This window comes from Blastococcus sp. CT_GayMR20, assembly GCF_004570345.1.
The window spans coordinates 1-16,511 of the sequence record NZ_SPQM01000052.1 but is presented as its reverse complement, the minus strand read 5'-3'; the positions used below and the strand labels follow the sequence as shown (position 1 = coordinate 16,511).

Annotated in this window: 19 protein-coding genes; 6 read left to right on the top strand and 13 right to left on the bottom strand. The window is 74.0% G+C overall.

The genetic code is table 11. The features are described 5' to 3' along the window. Positions 1–45: 45 nt before the first annotated feature. Genes E4P40_RS13630 through E4P40_RS13610 form a run of 5 tightly spaced genes read right to left on the bottom strand, consistent with a single transcriptional unit; the run spans position 46 to position 4,632 of the window. Positions 46–414, bottom strand: coding sequence for a hypothetical protein (locus tag E4P40_RS13630; RefSeq protein WP_135159107.1), 369 nt, complete (start codon positions 412–414; stop codon positions 46–48). A gap of 42 nt (positions 415–456) precedes the next feature. Further along, a complete protein-coding gene (locus E4P40_RS13625) occupies positions 457–687 on the bottom strand; it encodes a DUF4177 domain-containing protein (protein ID WP_135159106.1) in 231 nt (76 codons plus the stop codon). Positions 688–719: 32 nt separating this feature from the next. Next, positions 720–1,253 (bottom strand): hypothetical protein, encoded by a 534-nt coding sequence (locus tag E4P40_RS13620; RefSeq protein ID WP_135159105.1) that lies wholly within the window; start codon positions 1,251–1,253, stop codon positions 720–722. A gap of 42 nt (positions 1,254–1,295) precedes the next feature. Continuing rightward, entirely contained in the window at positions 1,296–2,546 is a 1,251-nt protein-coding gene (locus E4P40_RS13615; RefSeq protein ID WP_280790614.1) for a TRAM domain-containing protein, read from the bottom strand. A 43-nt stretch (positions 2,547–2,589) separates the two neighbouring features. Beyond that, the gene (locus tag E4P40_RS13610; protein WP_135159103.1) at positions 2,590–4,632 is read right to left on the bottom strand and encodes an APC family permease; all 2,043 of its coding nucleotides are present in this window, start codon (positions 4,630–4,632) and stop codon (positions 2,590–2,592) included. A 170-nt stretch (positions 4,633–4,802) separates the two neighbouring features. On the opposite strand from E4P40_RS13610, the gene E4P40_RS13605 reads away from it, so the two are divergent. Both E4P40_RS13605 and E4P40_RS13600 read left to right on the top strand, forming a co-directional pair. Beyond that, positions 4,803–5,471: a TrkA family potassium uptake protein gene (locus tag E4P40_RS13605; protein WP_135159102.1), complete on the top strand. Its 669-nt coding sequence runs from the start codon at positions 4,803–4,805 to the stop codon at positions 5,469–5,471. Then, on the top strand, positions 5,471–6,148 hold the full coding sequence (locus E4P40_RS13600; protein WP_135159101.1) for a TrkA family potassium uptake protein: 678 nt from the start codon (positions 5,471–5,473) through the stop codon (positions 6,146–6,148). The genes E4P40_RS13605 and E4P40_RS13600 overlap by 1 nt, the downstream gene beginning before the upstream one ends. A 4-nt stretch (positions 6,149–6,152) precedes the next feature. Here E4P40_RS13600 and E4P40_RS13595 read toward each other — a convergent pair whose 3' ends face one another. The 7 genes from E4P40_RS13595 to E4P40_RS13565 form a co-directional block, all read right to left on the bottom strand. Beyond that, positions 6,153–7,040 (bottom strand): DUF3159 domain-containing protein, encoded by an 888-nt coding sequence (locus tag E4P40_RS13595; RefSeq protein ID WP_135159100.1) that lies wholly within the window; start codon positions 7,038–7,040, stop codon positions 6,153–6,155. A 22-nt stretch (positions 7,041–7,062) separates the two neighbouring features. Next, entirely contained in the window at positions 7,063–7,440 is a 378-nt protein-coding gene (locus E4P40_RS13590; protein ID WP_135159099.1) for an OB-fold nucleic acid binding domain-containing protein, read from the bottom strand. Then, positions 7,437–8,219: an alpha/beta fold hydrolase gene (locus tag E4P40_RS13585; protein ID WP_135159098.1), complete on the bottom strand. Its 783-nt coding sequence runs from the start codon at positions 8,217–8,219 to the stop codon at positions 7,437–7,439. The genes E4P40_RS13590 and E4P40_RS13585 overlap by 4 nt, the downstream gene beginning before the upstream one ends. Positions 8,220–8,222: 3 nt before the next feature. Further along, a complete protein-coding gene (locus E4P40_RS13580; protein ID WP_135159097.1) occupies positions 8,223–8,954 on the bottom strand; it encodes a DUF3710 domain-containing protein in 732 nt (243 codons plus the stop codon). A gap of 1 nt (position 8,955) precedes the next feature. After that, positions 8,956–9,432, bottom strand: coding sequence for a dUTP diphosphatase (dut, locus tag E4P40_RS13575; RefSeq protein ID WP_135159096.1), 477 nt, complete (start codon positions 9,430–9,432; stop codon positions 8,956–8,958). 58 nt (positions 9,433–9,490) lie between these two features. Next, a complete protein-coding gene (locus tag E4P40_RS13570; protein WP_135159095.1) occupies positions 9,491–10,408 on the bottom strand; it encodes a hypothetical protein in 918 nt (305 codons plus the stop codon). Positions 10,409–10,484: 76 nt separating this feature from the next. Further along, positions 10,485–10,784: a DUF4193 domain-containing protein gene (locus tag E4P40_RS13565; protein ID WP_135159094.1), complete on the bottom strand. Its 300-nt coding sequence runs from the start codon at positions 10,782–10,784 to the stop codon at positions 10,485–10,487. 364 nt (positions 10,785–11,148) lie between these two features. Between E4P40_RS13565 and E4P40_RS13560 the strand changes: the two genes are divergently transcribed. Continuing rightward, positions 11,149–12,195, top strand: coding sequence for a phosphotransferase family protein (locus E4P40_RS13560; protein ID WP_135159093.1), 1,047 nt, complete (start codon positions 11,149–11,151; stop codon positions 12,193–12,195). 124 nt (positions 12,196–12,319) lie between these two features. Further along, a complete protein-coding gene (locus tag E4P40_RS13555) occupies positions 12,320–12,859 on the top strand; it encodes a LytR C-terminal domain-containing protein (protein ID WP_135159092.1) in 540 nt (179 codons plus the stop codon). 56 nt (positions 12,860–12,915) lie between these two features. Here the strand turns inward: E4P40_RS13555 and E4P40_RS13550 are convergent, their stop codons facing one another. After that, complete coding sequence (locus tag E4P40_RS13550) at positions 12,916–13,731, bottom strand: inositol monophosphatase family protein (RefSeq protein ID WP_135159091.1); 816 nt, start codon at positions 13,729–13,731, stop codon at positions 12,916–12,918. Between the two features lie 56 nt (positions 13,732–13,787). On the opposite strand from E4P40_RS13550, the gene ppgK reads away from it, so the two are divergent. Both ppgK and E4P40_RS13540 read left to right on the top strand, forming a co-directional pair. Further along, positions 13,788–14,567: a polyphosphate--glucose phosphotransferase gene (gene ppgK / locus E4P40_RS13545; protein WP_135159090.1), complete on the top strand. Its 780-nt coding sequence runs from the start codon at positions 13,788–13,790 to the stop codon at positions 14,565–14,567. A 331-nt stretch (positions 14,568–14,898) separates the two neighbouring features. After that, the gene (locus E4P40_RS13540; RefSeq protein ID WP_135159089.1) at positions 14,899–16,272 is read left to right on the top strand and encodes an RNA polymerase sigma factor; all 1,374 of its coding nucleotides are present in this window, start codon (positions 14,899–14,901) and stop codon (positions 16,270–16,272) included. Positions 16,273–16,511 lie beyond the last annotated feature (239 nt).

Genomic DNA, 16,511 nt, shown 5'->3' with positions numbered 1-16,511 from the left:
GCGGTTCCCTGGCTCTTCCGGTCGAGTGCGCGGACCGGATGCAGCTCACAGTCGCGGCACCCACCGCTCGCCGCGCAGCGCGCCGGCCACGACCTCGACCCCCCGGGCGGCGGCGGCCAGCCGCGCCCCCTCCCGCTCGTAGGCCACCATCGCCGCCTCGATCGCGTCCGCGGGCAGCTGGTCGGCCAGTTCCACCCGGACGGTCCGCCAGCCCTTCCGGGCCGCCTCGAGACCCGCGGCGACGTGGTCACCGGCGAAGCGGGCGAGCAGCACCGGGTACCGCCGGAGCACCTCGTGCGCCCGGTAGTCCGGGGGCACGAGGTCGAAGAGCCAGGCGACCGCCGTCTGCTCCCAGTCGGGCGCGCCCGGCGGCCGGACCTCCTCCGGCCAGCCCGGCGGCAACGATCCGTCCACGGAGGTCACTCTGCTACCGGGCAGGGACGGTTCCGGTCGGACTCAGTCGGCGGACTGGCGCTTGAGCCAGAACTGCTCGAAGCCCCACGTGCCGGCGCCGCTGGAGTGGTAGCTGACGAGCTCCCAGCCCTCGGCGCCGAGGCGGTTCAGGACGGAACTGGTGTCCCCCTGCTGACGCTCGGACTGACCGCCCGGGAGCTTGATGCTGACGCCGGCGCGCTGCGACTCGGCGTCGTTCGCGGTGATGACGGAGGCGTATTCCCACGTGGGCACACCCGAACGTTAGCCGGTGGGCGATGTCGAACTCAGGGCACCGGCACCTCGACGTCCGGCAGGACGACCGGGCAGCCGAACGGGAGGGGGACGACCGTGCAGGGATCGTCCGGCGGGTCGGGGATGGGCAGGCCGGTGAGGCAGTCGATGACGACACCGGCCTGGAGGATGGTGTCGGTGTCCACGCAGGGGACCAGGCCGTCGATCGGCAGCCCGCCCAGCAGGTCCGGGATGCCCGGACCCGGATTGTCGGTCCCGCCGCCGGTGGCTCCCCCACCCCGATAGCCGCGGAGGGCGTCGGTGACCGGATCGGGCACCCGTCGTCCCGGCCCCCCGCTGACGGCCGGCGGCGCCTCGACGCCGGCCGGGCTGGGTCCGTCGACCCGCGGCGCCACGGGAGCCGGCGGGTCCGGACGTTCGGGCTGGGCCGGGGAGGCGACGGCCTCGGACTGCTCCAGCATCGACGGCATGTCACCGAGATACCGCGGCTCGTCATCGGGCAGCGCCGCGTAGATCCCCAGCCCCGCGAGCGCGGCGACACCGAACATCACACCGGCACGCGACATGCCCGTCAGCTACCCAGATGTCCGTGACTCATGCACACAGGATCAGGACGTCGCGGGCTCCAGCAACGCCACGCACTCCACGTGCGCCGTCATCGGGAAGGCATCGAAGCCGCGCACGGCCGCGAGCCGGTAGCCACCCTCCGCGAACGCCGCGACGTCCCGGGCCAGGGACGCCGGATCGCACGCGACGTACACGACCGCGCGGGCACCGGTCCCGGCGAGGAGCCTGCTGACCGCCCGCCCGGCCCCCGCCCGCGGGGGGTCGAGGACGACGACGTCCGGGCCGCCGGCGAGCTCGCCCAGCAGCTCGGCGAGCGCGTCGGCGTCCACGTCGCCCTGCCAGACCTCGGCCTGCGGCAGCCCGGCCAGGTTGGCGTCGGCCGCCGCGCACGCCGCCTCGTCGGACTCCACGCAGACGACGCGACCGTCCGCGCCGACGGCGGGTGCGAGCGCTCCGCCGAAGAGACCCACCCCGGCATAGAGGTCGAGCACGGTCTCCCCCGGCCGCACCTCCGCGAAGCCGGCGACCGCTGCGACGAGCGCGTCGGCCGCCGCCGGGTGCACCTGCCAGAAGCCGGTGCCCTCGACCTCCCAGTCCCGTCCGCCCGCACGCCGCTCGGCGCGCGTCGACGGCTCCTCGGGCAGGTCGCCGCCGGGGCGCACCACCCGGCTGGACGTCGGCTGCCCCCGCCGGTCCAGCCGCGTGGTCGTCACCGCGCCCGTGGAGTCCACCGACACGTCGACGGCGCCGGCGCCCGGCCAGCGCCGGCTCAGCACCGCCTGGGCGGCCGCCTCCACGGAGATCGGGCAGTCGTCGAGCACGACCACGTCGTGGGAGCGGTGCCGGCGGAGGCCGGCGGCACCGGAGCGGTCGACGGCGAACCGGGCCCGCGACCGCCAGCGCAACGGCCCGCCGGGCAGCTCCTCCACCGTCACGTCGACGTCGAGACCGGCCAGGCGGGACAGCTGCTCCCGGACGACGGCGGCCTTCAGCGCCCGCTGGGCCGCCGGGTCGGCGTGCTGCCAGTCGCAGCCGCCGCACCGGCCGGGACCGCTGTACGGGCAGGGCCTCTCGACCCGGTCCGCCGAGGCCTCGAGCACCTCGATCGCGTCGGCGCGGCAGAAGCCCGGGTGCCGGTCCTCGGTCACCCGGACGACGACCCGCTCCCCCGGCAGCGTGTGCCGGACGAACACCACCCGGCCCTCGTGCCGGGCCACGCAGTGCCCGCCGTGGGCGACCGGGCCCACGGCAACTTCGAATTCGGCGCCGAGCCACCCAAGGCCCCGCTGCAGGGACCCGCCGCGAGCTTGCGAGTGGCGGGGGGCAGCGGGGTCCTTACCCGTAGGGCGTGGCATCGGCCTGGTCGTCGGTCAGCCCGCGGCGCAGGTCCCCGGGCAGCGGTCCGCGTGCCGTCCCGTCGCCGTCGTCCCGGCCGAGCGAGCTCTCCAGCTGCCACGGCACCGTCGTGATCATCACGCCGGGCTGGAACTGCAGGCGGGCCCGCAGGCGGAGCGCGCTCTGGTTGTGCAGCACGTTCTCCCACCAGTGCCCCACGACGTACTGGGGCACGAACACGATGACCAGTTCCCGCGGGCTGTTCCGGCGGATGCCCTTGACGAAGTCCACCACGGGCCGGGTGATCTCCCGGTACGGCGACTCGACGACGGTCAGCGGCACCGGGATGTCGTAGCGCTCCCAGTCGCCCTGCAGCGCCCGGGTGTCGGCGTCGTCGACGTTGACGGTGAGGGCGGTCAGGGCGTCGGGACGGGTGGCCCGCGCGAACGCCAGAGCGCGCAGCGTCGGCTTGTGCACCTTCGACACCAGGACGACCGCGTGCACCCTGCTCGGCAGCAGCCGCGAGTCGGTGTCCGGGATCAGCTGCTCGGAGACGTGCGTGTAGTGGTGGTTGATCGCCCTCATGAGCCCGAAGAGGATGGGCATCGCCACCAGCACGAGCCAGGCGCCGTGGGTGAACTTGGTGACCACGATGATCACGAGGACGACGGTGGTGAGGCTGCCGCCGATCGTGTTGATGAGCTGCGACCGGCGCATGCGCCGCCGCGCCGCGGGATCCTGCTCGTGCCGCATCTCCCGGTTCCAGTGCCGGACCATGCCCCACTGCCCGATGGTGAAGCTGGTGAAGACGCCGATGATGTAGAGCTGGATGAGCCGCGTGACGTCGGCGTCGAAGGCGACGATCAGCAGCATCGCGAAGCCGGCCAGCAGCAGGATGCCGTTGCTGAACACCAGCTTGTCGCCGCGGGTGTGCAGCTGCCGGGGCATGAACCGGTCCTGCGCCAGGACCGAGCCCAGCAGCGGGAAGCCGTTGAAGGCCGTGTTCGCGGCCAGGATGAGCACGAGCGCCGTGGCGGCCTGGATGACGAAGAACCCGACCGACCCGTCGCCGCCGAAGACGGCCGCGGCGATCTGCGCGATCACGGTGCGCTGCGGCTCGGTCTCGCAGTTCGCGAAGCCGTTGAGGTCACACGGGTGCTCGACGTACTTGACGTCGGCCAGCAGGGCCAGCGCGGTCACACCGGCGAACATCGCCGCGGCGAAGCCCCCCATCAGGGCCAGCGTGGTGGCCGCGTTCCGGCTCTTCGGCGGCTTGAACGCGGGCACGCCGTTGGCGATCGCCTCGACCCCGGTCAGCGCCGTGCAGCCCGATGCGAAGGCCCGCAGCGCGAAGAACAGCAGTGCGAGACCGGCGACGTTCTCGTAGGCGGGCTCCGGGGTGACGGTGTACTGCGCCGTCTCCGAGACCACCCCGGCATCGGTGAAGAAGTACCGGATGAGACCCGTGACGATCATGACCGTGATGCCGCTGATGAAGAGGTACGTGGGGACGGCGAACGCGCGGCCGGACTCCCGGACGCCGCGCAGGTTGGCCGCGGCGAGCAGCGCGACCAGGCCCACCCCGATGGGTACGCGGTACTCGTCGAGCGACGGGAACGCCGAGATGATGTTGTCCGTGCCCGCCGACACCGACACGGCCACGGTCAGCACGTAGTCCACGAGCAGGGCGCTGGCGACGACCAGGGCGGCGAACTGCCCGTGGTTCTTCATCGCGACCTCGTAGTCGCCGCCACCCGACGGGTAGGCGTGCACCACCTGCCGGTACGACAGCACCACCGTGATCAGCAGCAGCACGACGGCAACCGCCAGCCAGGGCGCCAGGTAGAGGAACGCCGTACCCCCGAGAGTCAGGACGATGAGGATCTCCTGCGTGGCGTAGGCCACGGAGGAGAGCGGGTCGCTGGCGAAGATGGGCAGCGCGTAGCGCTTGGGCAGCAGGGACTCGCCCAGCCGGTCGCTGCGGACGGCGCGGCCCAGGACGAGCCGTTTCGGGAGTTGTCCGAGGTCGGACAGGCTTGGCACGGCGGCGATGGTACGGACGTCGAGGCGCCCGCTGCCGCTGCAGGGCGGCGCGCCCCGCCCGAGAGAGGGATCTCGTCCGGTGCACCCCCGGAGGGCCTCGTTCCGGGTGTAGCTTCGCGGCCGGTACGCGCGGCGGACGGCGTCGGCGCGGCGAGACCAGGGAGTTCTCCGTGCACGTGGTCGTGATGGGCTGCGGCCGCGTCGGCTCCGCCATCGCCCGCCGCCTCGAGGAGATCGGCCACAGCGTGGCGGTCATCGACCAGGACCCCGAGGCCTTCCGCCGGCTCGGCCCCGAGTTCAGCGGCCGCCAGGTGACCGGGCTGGGCTTCGACCGCCAGACGCTGCTGGACGCCGGCGTCGACTCCGCGGGCGCGTTCGCCGCGGTCAGCAGCGGCGACAACTCCAACATCATCGCCGCCCGCGTGGCCCGCGAGACCTTCGGCGTCCAGCACGTCGTCGCCCGCATCTACGACTCGAAGCGCGCCGAGGTGTACGAGCGCATGGGCATCCCCAGCGTCGCCACCGTGCCCTGGACGGTGAACCGCCTCCTGCGCGAGCTGCTGTCGGTCAAGGTCAGCGAGCTGTGGCGGGAGCCGACCGGCAAGGTCCTGCTGATGCGCATCACCGTGACCGAGGGCTGGGTGGGCCGCAAGCTCGGCGAGCTGGAGAGCGTCTCCGGGGCCCGCGCCGCGTGGGTGGTCCGCTTCGGCGAGGCCCAGCTCCCGACGTCCGGCACGGTCCTCCAGGACGGCGACCAGCTCGTGGTGGCCGTGACCGACGACATCACCGCCCGCGTGCACGAGGCCGTCGAGCAGGGCTACCAGGGAGGGGGGCACTGATGCGCGTCGCCATCGTGGGCGCCGGCGCCGTCGGCCGGTCCATCGCCGGCGAGCTGCTCGGCAACGGGCACACCGTCATGCTCATCGAGAAGGACGCCCGCAAGGTGCGCACCCGCGCCGTCCCCGGTGCGGAGTGGGTGCAGGCCGACGCGTGCGAGGTCTCCTCGCTCGAGGAGGCCCAGCTGGCCACCTGCGACGTCGTGGTCGCCGCCACCGGTGACGACAAGGCCAACCTGGTCGTCTCGCTCCTGGCCAAGACCGAGTTCGCGGTCAACCGCGTCGTGGCCCGCGTGAAGGACCCGCGCAACGAGTGGCTCTACACCGAGGCCTGGGGCGTCGACGTCGCCGTCTCCACGCCGCGCGTGCTGGCAGCGCTGGTCGAGGAGGCCGTCACCGTCGGCGACGTCGTCCGGCTGATGAGCTTCCGCAAGGGCGCGGCGAACCTCGTGGAGATCACCCTCGCCGAGGACACGCCGTGGACCGGGAAGCCGCTGCGCGAGGTGCCGTTGCCGCGCGAGACCGTGCTGACCGCGATCCTCCGCGGAGAACGAGTGATCACGCCGACCCCCGACGAGCCGCTGGAGGCCGGGGACGAGCTGCTGTTCATCACGCACGCGGAGGTCGAGGACCAGCTCAAGTCGGTGCTCGCCCCCGACAGCCCCGCCGGGCTCTCCTGAGCGATCAGGCCGCCGGGGGGTCCGGGCAGCGGTGCCGGTGCAGCCGGGAGACCACCCAGAGGGTCACGACGATCTCGACCGCCGTGACGGGCAGGCCCAGCAGCAGCGACACGACGCCGAGGTCGGTCGCGTCCGAGCCCCTGCTCTGCAGGTAGAGCACCCCCTGGACGGCGGCCCGCACGAGGAACACCCCGCCCCAGAGCACCGTCAGCCAGCCGTAGGCGCGCAGCATCCGCGGGTCCTCGCGCCAGTGCCGCTCGGGGGCGGGGTCGGCGTCGCGGACGCCGGTCCGGGGGTCGACCACCGGCTCCCGGCTCGGGTGCAGGCTCGCGCGGGCCTTGTCGAACCGGCTGCGCAGACCCGGCAGCGACGCCGACGCCATCGCGCCGAGGTGGCTGGGCGCCAGGAACTCGGCGACGACCCCGACGAGTGGCCATCGGAAGGCGATCGAGGCGAGCAGGACCACACCGAGACCGGCGTTGCGGATGATGCCGGGGACGTAGAAGTCCCGCGCCTGTCCCGTCGCGGCGGCGATCGCCACGGCGATGCCGACCGCGAACAGGCCGCTCATCGCCTGCTGCACGCTCTCCCGGCGCACCAGGCGGAGCAGGAAGATCACGACGGCGGCACCGAGCGCCGCCCAGATGCCGGTCCGCAGCCCGTTGACCGAGTTCGCCACGATGAACGCGAGGGTCGGCAGCGTGGCGTCGACCATGCCGCGCCAGCCACCGAGCTGCTCGAGGACGAGATGGCGGTCGAAGGTCAGCGGCCCCTCGGCGGCGGGCGGTCCGGCCGCGTCGGCGCCCCGCGCGGCCGCGCGGGTCTCGGCCGGTTCACCTGCTGCGCTTCCCACGGCCTCCCCCGGCACCTCGACGACCGGGTCGTCTCCCATGGTCCTGTCCACGTCGGCGGCGTCAGCCGGCGCCGAGCTCGTACCAGGGGTTGTAGATGACCCGCTTGCCGTCGAACGCGGCGAACCGGCCGCGGGCGGTGATGGTGCGCCCCGGCTCGATGCCCGGGATTCGCCGGCGGCCGAGCCAGACCAGCGTGACCGAGCCGGAGCCGTCGAAGAGCTCGGCCTCCAGCGTCGGCACCGTCTCCCGAGGGGTGTAGATCACCGACTTGAGGCGTCCGGTCACCGTCACGACCGCGCCCTTGCGACAGGACGACAGGGGCTCGCACCCGGCGCTGACGGCGTCTGCACGCAGCGCCTCGGCGTCGATGGTGTGGTCGTCCGCGGTCAGGCGCTGGAGCGCCTTCGACAGCCAACCGGCGGAACGGGTCTCGGTCACGGCACAAGAGTACGGCGGTGTGCCAGCCAGGCGCGGACCGTGGCCCACGCGTCCGAGGCCGGATCGATCACGACCATGTGGTCGCCCGGGAGGACCCGCAGCTCGACGTCGTCACCGGCCCTGGCAGCCGCCGTCGCGTAGCGCTCGCTCTGCTCCACGGGGACGACGTCGTCGGCCGCCCCGTGGACGCACAGGACGGCCGCGCCGGTCGGCAGCAGCTGCACCGGATCAGCATGGGCGTAGCGCTCGGGCGCACCGTCCGGTCCGGCCCCGAGGAAGTCGCGGACGGCGCCGCTGCCGAGCCGCTGCCGGTCAGCGACCTCGAGGTCGAGGACCCCGGCCTGGAGCACCGCCGCGGTGACGCGCACCCGCGGTGACGCGCCCGGGGCACCGGCCGGCAGGCGACCCCGTCCCGCGGCCCACGCGGCGAGGTGACCGCCGGCGGAGTGGCCGATGACCGTGACGTCGGCGAGGTCCAGCGCGCCGGCATCGGGCAGATCGGGCAGGGAGTCCAGCGCCGCGGCGACGTCCTCGAGCGTCTCCGGCCAGCCGCCACCGCCGCCGACGCGGCGGTACTCCACGGCCACCGCCGCGTAGCCGGCGGCGGCGAGGTCGGCGGCGAGCGGGCGGGCCAGCTCGACGCCGTACGCCGCCCGCCAGAAGCCCCCGTGCAGGACGACGGCGACCGGGGCCGGTGCCGCCCCCGGCGGGAGCGTCAGCTCCAGGAAGCGGTGCGGCCCCCGCCCGTAGCGGTGGACCCGTGGACCGGCACCGGTCACCGGTCAGGCCCCGCCGACCGGGCCGCCGGGCTGCTGGGCCGCCTGCTGCGCCGCCTGCTGCCGGGCGAGCTGGTCGGCGGCCTGTTGCGGGAGGATCAGCGGCAGCTGCTCCCGGACCGGCATGGGCTCGGTGCCGCGGACGACGACGATGTCGCGGAACGCCTGCTCGAGCGTCTCGGCCTCGGGCGGCGGCGTGCCCTCGGAGCTCGCGGCGGGGCCGGTGAGCAGGCCACGGAGGAACCAGCGGGGGCCGTCGACGCCGATGAAGCGGGCCGCACGGCGCACCGGCTTCGGCCGCTCGGTCTGGCCGGGAGGGGGCGGCGCGGCCACCAGGATCGTGCCGGCCAGCTCGATGCCGAACGGCCCCTCGACCTCGCGGAGGGACCCGCCCTGTCCGGAGGCGCTCGTGGCCAGGTCCTCGCGCACGCTGTCCCAGATGCCGGTGGCGCGCGGCGCGGCGAAGGCGGAGACCTGCAGCTGCGACTCCCCCATCCGCAGGGTCGCGCCGATGACCTTCTGCTGCTGGTTGAGCTCGACGCGGAGCTCCATGCCCTGCACCGCCGGCAGCCGGAGCGCGCCCAGGTCGATCCGGGCCAGGCCGTCCCGGGGTGCGTCCGAGACGTCCCAGGGACCGGAGGTCTCCTCGACCTCGCGCTCCCGGTGCTGCGGCTCGGGGGGGACCCCGCGCTCGCGCAGGCTGCGCTCGATCCGGTTCCGCCGTCGTCCGAACGGCATGTCAGTACCGCCCCTCGAGAAGTGCCGATGCCTCGCCGGTCGAGCCGTGGCCGCCGCTCCCGCGCTCGCTGTCCGGGAGCTCGTCGACCGGGACGAAGCGCGCCCGGACGACGGGCTGGACCACCAGCTGGGCGATGCGGTCGCCGCGGCGCAGGGTGAGCGGGGTGGTCGGGTCGAGGTTGATGAGGTTCACCTTGATCTCGCCGCGGTATCCGGCGTCGATGGTTCCCGGCGCGTTCACCAGGCTCAGGCCCATGCGGTGGGCCAGGCCCGACCGCGGGTGCACGAAGCCCGCGAAGCCCTCCGGGATCGCCACGGCCACGCCGGTGCCGACGAGGGCCCGCTGCAGGGGCGCCAGTTCGACGTCCTCGGCCAGGGAGAGGTCCGCTCCGGCGTCCCCGGGGAGGGCGTAGCGGGGAGGGGTCCCCGCCGGTGAGGTCAGCCGGACGGGCACGTCCAGCTCGGGGAACTCGGGCACGACGGCGACCCTAGCCGCGCGCCGTGGACGCGTGCTCGCGACCGTCCGGGGACCGCCGTCAGGAGCCGGGAACGTCCCTCCGCGGGGCGCGGAGATCGGCGAGCACGCGCTCGGCGAGGGTCTCGGTGGCGCGGCGGTTGCCGCGGCCGGCGAGCGTCGCCCCGATGAGGAAGGGGGCGGCGACGGGGACGGAACTGGCCATCTTGCGGGTGACCCGCCGGCTCAGGGCGCGCATGCCTGCGGTCCCGAGGACCGAGGTCAGGCCGGTGCTCCCGACACCGTCGACCGAGCGCTGCGCGGACCACCCGGCCAGGTAGGCCGAGGCACGGTCCCGGGCGTCGCCGGCAGCGGGCCGGCCGTAGAGCTCGTGCAGCTCGCCGACGAGCACGACCTCCACCCCGCCGATCAGCACGGTCTCTGCCCCCAGCTCGAGGGGCAGCGCCAGGAGGGACCCCGGCACGAACCAGTGCGCCGCGGCGATGCCACCGGTGGCCTGGCCGATCCGGGAGGTCAGGCGCGCGGCCCGGGCGACGAGGGCGTCGGCGATCTCGTCCTCCGACATCCCGGGGTACGCCTCACGCAGCCGCGCGGCGTCCCGGATGGGCAGCCGCGGCGCGGCGGTCGCCAGCAGCTCGCCGAAGATCGCCGACGGCGAGCGGTCACCGGCCGTCGCGGTCGACGAGGCGGTGGCCGACGGGGCGTCGTCCCGGCCCGGCCCGAAGGCCGACCCGACCGCTCCCGCCACGGCGCCGATGACGTCGCGCAGACCGGTCGCCGCCGCCCTCGTGGTGCTGCCGGAAGCGTCCTCCGCACGAGGGACGGCGGGGCCGACGAGACCGGCCACGGCGTCGGCCACGGCCCGAGCGGCCCGGCCGAGGCCGGTCTCCTCCACCGGCGCCGCGGTGGCGGGCGAGGGGACCGGTCGCGGCGGGGGCACGTCGCGCGGTGCGCCCGTCCGTGCGGTGTGGTCGGTCATGCGGTCCCCTCCACCGGTGGCCCCGTCCCGGGTCCCACCCTGAGCCGGCGAAGGGTGGGGAGGACGGGGTCCTCTCTCAGGCGCAGTCCCGGCACAGCATCTGGTCGCCCCGGGTCGAGGCGAGCCGGGTGCGGTGCTGCACCAGGAAGCACGAGGAACAGGTGAACTCGTCCTCCTGCTTGGGCAGCACGCGCACCGTGAGCTCCTCGCCGGACAGGTCCGCGCCGGGGAGCTCGAGGTTCTCGTTGAAGTCGGTCTCGTCGACGTCGACCGACGCGGACTGCGCCTCGGCCCGTCGTGCCTTGAGCTCCTCGAGCGAGTCCTCGCCGAGCTCGTCGGCCTCGTTGCGGCGCGGGGCGTCGTAGTCGGTGGCCATGGGGTGCCCCTCCTCCGGGGTTCCGCGGGCGTCCTGCCCGCTCGTCTGACGGGGCGCGGGGTGTGCGCCGTCGTCCTGGCCGGTCGCGGTGGCGACCGGTGGCTCGGTACGCCGTCGGCCCGCTGCTGGGGCCTCCGGCGCCGTGGTGCTCCGGACGGATCCGGTGCGTCTCCCGCGGTGCGGGGCGCGACCGTGTCCGTCCGGCCGGTCCGCTCCCGTCGTCCGGGTGGACGTCGGGCGGTACAGGACCAGCGCCCCCCCAACGCCGTGCGGGCCCGGTTTGTGCCCGCCTTCGCCGAGTTGCCCTTCCGGGCGCCCATCCGGGCGTCAGGGGTCGCGAAGCGCCAGAGGTTACCCTGCCGCCGTGTCGACTCCCGTAGGTGCTGATCCAACCGTCGTCGGGCCCTATCTGGCCGCCGTCCTGGACGACGACCGCTGGCGGTCGGTGACGGTCGAACTCATCGCAGCGGGCATGTCGAACCTCACGTACGTGGTGGCCCCGCAAGGCGGGTCGGCCGACGACGCGGTGATCCTGCGCCGGCCCCCCACGGGCGCGGTCCTGGCCACCGCGCACGACATGGCACGCGAGCACCGGGTGATCTCCGCCCTGGGGCCGACCGACGTGCCGGTGCCGCGGACGCTGCACCTGTGCACCGACGAGTCGGTGCTGGGGGCGCCGTTCTACGTGATGGAACGGGTCGTCGGCATCCACGTGGTGCGCGAGTTCCCTGCGGGGTACGCCGACGAGCCCGGGCAGCGCCGGGCCATCGGGGAGCGCCTGGTCGACGTGCTCGCCGATCTGCACTCGGTCGACTACGGCGCCGTCGGACTCTCCGAGTTCGGCCGGCCCGAGGGGTTCGCCGCCCGGCAGGTGCGGCGCTGGACCAAGCAGTGGGACGCGACGCGGGACCGCGACCGGCCGGGCCTCGACGCCCTGGCCGCGCGGCTGGCCGAGACGGTGCCGGCGACCCAGCGGTCGAGCATCGTGCACGGCGACTACCGGCTGGACAACTGCCTGCTGGACCCGGACGAGCCCGGGCGGATCAAGGCCGTCCTCGACTGGGAGATGTCGACGCTGGGCGATCCGCTCACCGACATCGGGATGATGTTCGTCTACTGGCCGCAGGCCGGTGAGGAGCGGGCGTCCACGCTGAGCCCGGCGACGACGCTGCCCGGCTTCCCGACGCGGCAGGAGGTCGCGGAGCGCTACGCGCAGCGCACCGGAGCCGACCTGTCCGAGCTCAACTGGTACGTGGCGTTCGCCTTCTTCAAGTTCGCGGCGATCATCGCCGGGATCGTCGCCCGCTCCGCCGCCGGTGCGATGGCCGGCAAGGACACCTCTGGTTACGAGGAGCGCATCGACCCGTCCGTGGAGCTGGGACGCGCCGCGCTGGACGACGGTGCGATCTAGGGCGCCTTCCCGGCCCTAAACTCCTGCCGACCGACCCCTCCCGGCACGCTGCACCGACCGGGGCCCGACCGGGCCCGCTCCGGGCGTGCGCCGCCTTCCCGCCGGGTCTCGCCGAGGAGTTCCCGTGACCCTGCGTACCGAACGTCCCCCGGTGCGCCCCCGTAGCGGCCGCCGCCCCATCCCGCCGCTGATCTTCCTGCTGGTGCTCGCCCTCGCCGCAGCCGGTGTGTGGTGGAACGTGCTCCGCCAGGAGAAGCAGCAGGCCGCCGAGCAGGAAGAGGCCTGCGAGGCGGTGGAGGAGGCGCCGGCGTCCCTCGACCCCGCAACGGTCAACCTGCGCGTCTTCAACGCCACCGACACCGCCGGCCTGGCCACCACGGTGGCCGAGGCGCTGCGTGCCCGCGGGTTCGTCGTCGACGAGATCGCCAACGACTCCAGCGGCCGTGAGGTGACCGGCGTCGGCGAGTTGCGGCACGGTCCGCGCGGCGCCGACGCGGCCGAGTACGTCCGCCTCTACGTGCCCGGCGCGGGCGATTTCCCCGACACGCGCGCCGACGGGACCGTCGACGTCGTCGTGGGCCCGGAGTTCACCACCCTCGCCACCCCGGAGGACGTCGCCGCGGCGCTGGCCCCCGTCGAGGGCGCGCCCGCCAACTGCTCGTAGGAGGACCCCGTCCGACCCCCTCGCAGGCTCGGGACGGTGCCCTGGACGGGGCCGGATCAGTGCAGCTGCGTCAGCAGCTCGAGGAACTCCTCGGCGATGGACGGGGCTGCGGCGACCGCCATCGGCTCGGCGAACGGACGACCGGCCAGCCCCGTGACCACCAGCCCGGCCTCGGCCGCGACGAGTGCGCCGGCCGCGTGGTCCCAGGGGTTCAGGTTCAGCTCGTAGTAGGCGTCGACCCGGCCGGCCGCGGCCGAGCACAGGTCCAGGGCTGCGCTGCCGTTGCGCCGGATGTCGCGCACGCGGGTCACCAGCTCCGCCACGACGGCCCCCTGCGCGCGGCGCTGCTCCACCCGGTAGCCGAAGCCCGTCGCCACGAGCGTCTGCTCGAGGGAGACCGGCCGGCTGCCGGTCAGCCGCACCGGGTCGGGACGACGGGGCGAGAGCAGCTGGGCCCCGCCACCGGAGACCGCGGTGAACTCCTCCCCCGTCGCGACGTTGAGCACGACGCCCGCGCGGACGACTCCGTCGACCTCCGCGGCGATCGAGACCGCGTACGCCGGGAAGTCGTAGAGGAAGTTCACCGTGCCGTCGATCGGGTCGACGATCCACCGCACCCCGCTGGTCCCCTCGCGGGACGCGCCCTCCTCCCCCAGCACGCCGTCGTCCGGCCGGGCAGCCAGCAGCCGGGACACGACGAGCTCCTCGGTGGCGGTGTCCACCGCGGTCACCACGTCCACCGGGCTGGACTTGACGTCGACGTGGTCCGCGGCGGAGGCGCGGCCCCGGGCGACGAGCTCCGCGGCTTCCCGGGCGACGTCGACGGCGAGAGTCAGGAGGGCCGGCGGATCGGCGGCTGCGGAGTCGGTCACGGGGCGATCCTGCCTCAGCCGCGCGGGGGTGCGACGTCGATCACTACCCTGTCCGCGTGCAGGGCTTCGGCGTGGACATCGGTGGCAGCGGCATCAAGGGATGCCTGGTCGACCTCGACAGAGGCGAACTCGTCGGGGAACGGCTCCGGATCGAGACCCCCCAACCCTCGCTGCCCGGGCCGGTCTACGACGTGGTGGCGCAGATCGTGAACCACTTCGAGTGGACGGAGCGGGTGGGCGTCACCTTTCCCGGGGTGATGAAGCACGGGGTGGCCTACACCGCCGCCAACGTGGACAAGAGCTGGATCGGCACCGACGTGGACGCCGGTCTGGACGCCCTCATCCCCGGCACGGTGGAGACGTTGAACGACGCGGACGCCGCCGGGATCGCCGAGATGCGCTACGGCGCGGGCCGCGACCGCGGGGGCGTCGTCCTGATGCTCACGTTCGGCACCGGGATCGGCAGCGCCCTGTTCGTCGACGGCCACCTCGTGCCCAACACGGAGTTCGGCCACATCCAGGTCGACGGCGAGGACGGCGAGCGGCGGGCATCCGCCGCCGCCCGGGAGCGCGAGGAGCTCAGCTACCCGGAGTGGGCCCAGCGCGTGGACCGCTACCTCGACGTCCTCGAGGCCGGCGTCTGGCCCGACCTGATCATCGTCGGTGGCGGAGTGAGCAAGAAGGCGCACAAGTGGGTGCCGCTGCTGTCCACCCGGACGCCGGTCGTGCCCGCCGAACTGCAGAACGACGCCGGCATCGTCGGTGCCGCACTGGCCGCCCACGAGCGGATCGACGTCACCCGGACGGCGCCGGCCGCGCCGGGCTCGGACGGGTGAGAGCAGAGTGACCGCTGGTGCGCGGGGCTACAGCCCGGGCCGTCCGCGGCCGATGCACCACGAAGGGTGACCACCCTCCCGGAGCACGCCGAACGCCTCGTCGGAGCGAGGAAGGCGGATCCGAGGCGGTGGAATACCTGCAGCACGCCGTTACAATGAGGAAGCCCCAGCCCGTCGCCCTCCAGCCGGGAGGGATCCCCTGCCCGTCCAGCGGTGAAACGCCGCGCCGGTCTGCCGGGTTCCCTCCCACCTCCAGGACGTGGACCGGAGCCGCTGCCCGGGGACCAGACGGTCCTCACGGGGAACGAACCCAGCACGGGAAGGAACCTGAGTGCCCGCCGACCAGCCAGCACCGGAAGCAGCCCACGCGAGCACTCCCAAGCGCTCCAGGGCAGCCGCCGGTACCCGGGCTCCCCGCACCAGCGCCGCGGCCACCAAGCCCGCGAAGTCGGTGACGGCGGAAGCGGTCCCCGCCGCCGCGAAGCCGGCGGCCCGGAAGAAGGCCCCGGCCACGACCACCGGCAAGCCCACCGTCGTCCCGTCCCCCGGGGCCGGTGAGGGCACCGTGCTCACCGCGGTCGCCACCGAGGACTCCGCCGTCGCGGTGATCGACGCTGGCGCGGAGGGTCTCAAGCTCGACGAGACCGTCGTCGCCGGGCCTGACGGCCCCGCCGTCGAGGCAGTCGCCGCCGAGGAGGAGACCGCCGAGGGTGGCGACTTCGAGTGGGACGACGAGGAGGAGTCCGAAGCCCTCCGCCAGGCCCGCAAGGACGCCGAGCTCACCGCGTCGGCCGACTCCGTCCGCGCCTACCTCAAGCAGATCGGCAAGGTCGCGCTGCTCAACGCCGAGGAGGAGGTCGACCTCGCCAAGCGGATCGAGGCCGGGCTCTACGGCGCCGAGCGGCTGCGCCAGGTCGAGGAGGAGAACCAGAAGATCTCGCCGCAGATGCGCCGGGACCTCAACTGGATCGTCCGTGACGGCGAGCGCGCCAAGAACCACCTGCTCGAGGCCAACCTCCGCCTCGTGGTCTCCCTCGCCAAGCGCTACACCGGCCGCGGCATGGCGTTCCTGGACCTCATCCAGGAGGGCAACCTCGGTCTGATCCGCGCCGTCGAGAAGTTCGACTACACCAAGGGCTACAAGTTCTCCACGTACGCCACCTGGTGGATCCGGCAGGCCATCACCCGCGCCATGGCCGACCAGGCCCGCACCATCCGCATCCCGGTGCACATGGTCGAGGTCATCAACAAGCTCGGCCGCATCCAGCGCGAGCTGCTCCAGGATCTGGGCCGCGAGCCCACGCCGGAGGAGCTGGCCAAGGAGATGGACATCACCCCGGACAAGGTGCTGGAGATCCAGCAGTACGCCCGGGAGCCGATCAGCCTCGACCAGACCATCGGCGACGAGGGCGACAGCCAGCTCGGCGACTTCATCGAGGACTCCGAGGCGGTCGTCGCGGTCGACGCGGTCAGCTTCACCCTCATGCAGGACCAGCTGACCAGCGTGCTGCAGACACTCTCCGAGCGGGAGGCCGGCGTCGTCCGGCTGCGGTTCGGCCTCACCGACGGCCAGCCGCGGACGCTGGACGAGATCGGCCAGGTCTACGGCGTCACGCGCGAGCGGATCCGGCAGATCGAGTCCAAGACGATGTCGAAGCTCCGGCACCCCAGCCGGTCGCAGGTCCTGCGCGACTACCTGGACTAGACCGGACCCTCTCGGCGAGAGACCACTACGGCCGGCGTCCCCTCGGGGGCGCCGGCCGCTGTGTCGTCAGGGTTCGCAGCCCCACGGGGTCGCCGCAGCAACCGGTGTGGGGACGTCTGCCCCTCGGGCATAGCCTGGACAGCGGGCCGGGTCAGCCCGGCCGGGCCCGATCGCCGCGGCAGCGCGGCCGAGCGAGGAGACCTCGCGATGTCCACAGCAGACGAACCTCGGCCGCCCCG

Excerpts from the sequence above, each read along its gene's own strand:
- E4P40_RS13620 (WP_135159105.1), bottom strand. The coding sequence starts at position 1,253 with ATGTCGCGTGCCGGTGTGATGTTCGGTGTCGCCGCGCTCGCGGGGCTG.
- E4P40_RS13600 (WP_135159101.1), top strand. The coding sequence starts at position 5,471 with ATGCGCGTCGCCATCGTGGGCGCCGGCGCCGTCGGCCGGTCCATCGCC.
- E4P40_RS13595 (WP_135159100.1), bottom strand. The coding sequence starts at position 7,040 with ATGGGAGACGACCCGGTCGTCGAGGTGCCGGGGGAGGCCGTGGGAAGC.
- E4P40_RS13580 (WP_135159097.1), bottom strand. The coding sequence starts at position 8,954 with ATGCCGTTCGGACGACGGCGGAACCGGATCGAGCGCAGCCTGCGCGAG.
- E4P40_RS13570 (WP_135159095.1), bottom strand. The coding sequence starts at position 10,408 with ATGACCGACCACACCGCACGGACGGGCGCACCGCGCGACGTGCCCCCG.
- E4P40_RS13565 (WP_135159094.1), bottom strand. The coding sequence starts at position 10,784 with ATGGCCACCGACTACGACGCCCCGCGCCGCAACGAGGCCGACGAGCTC.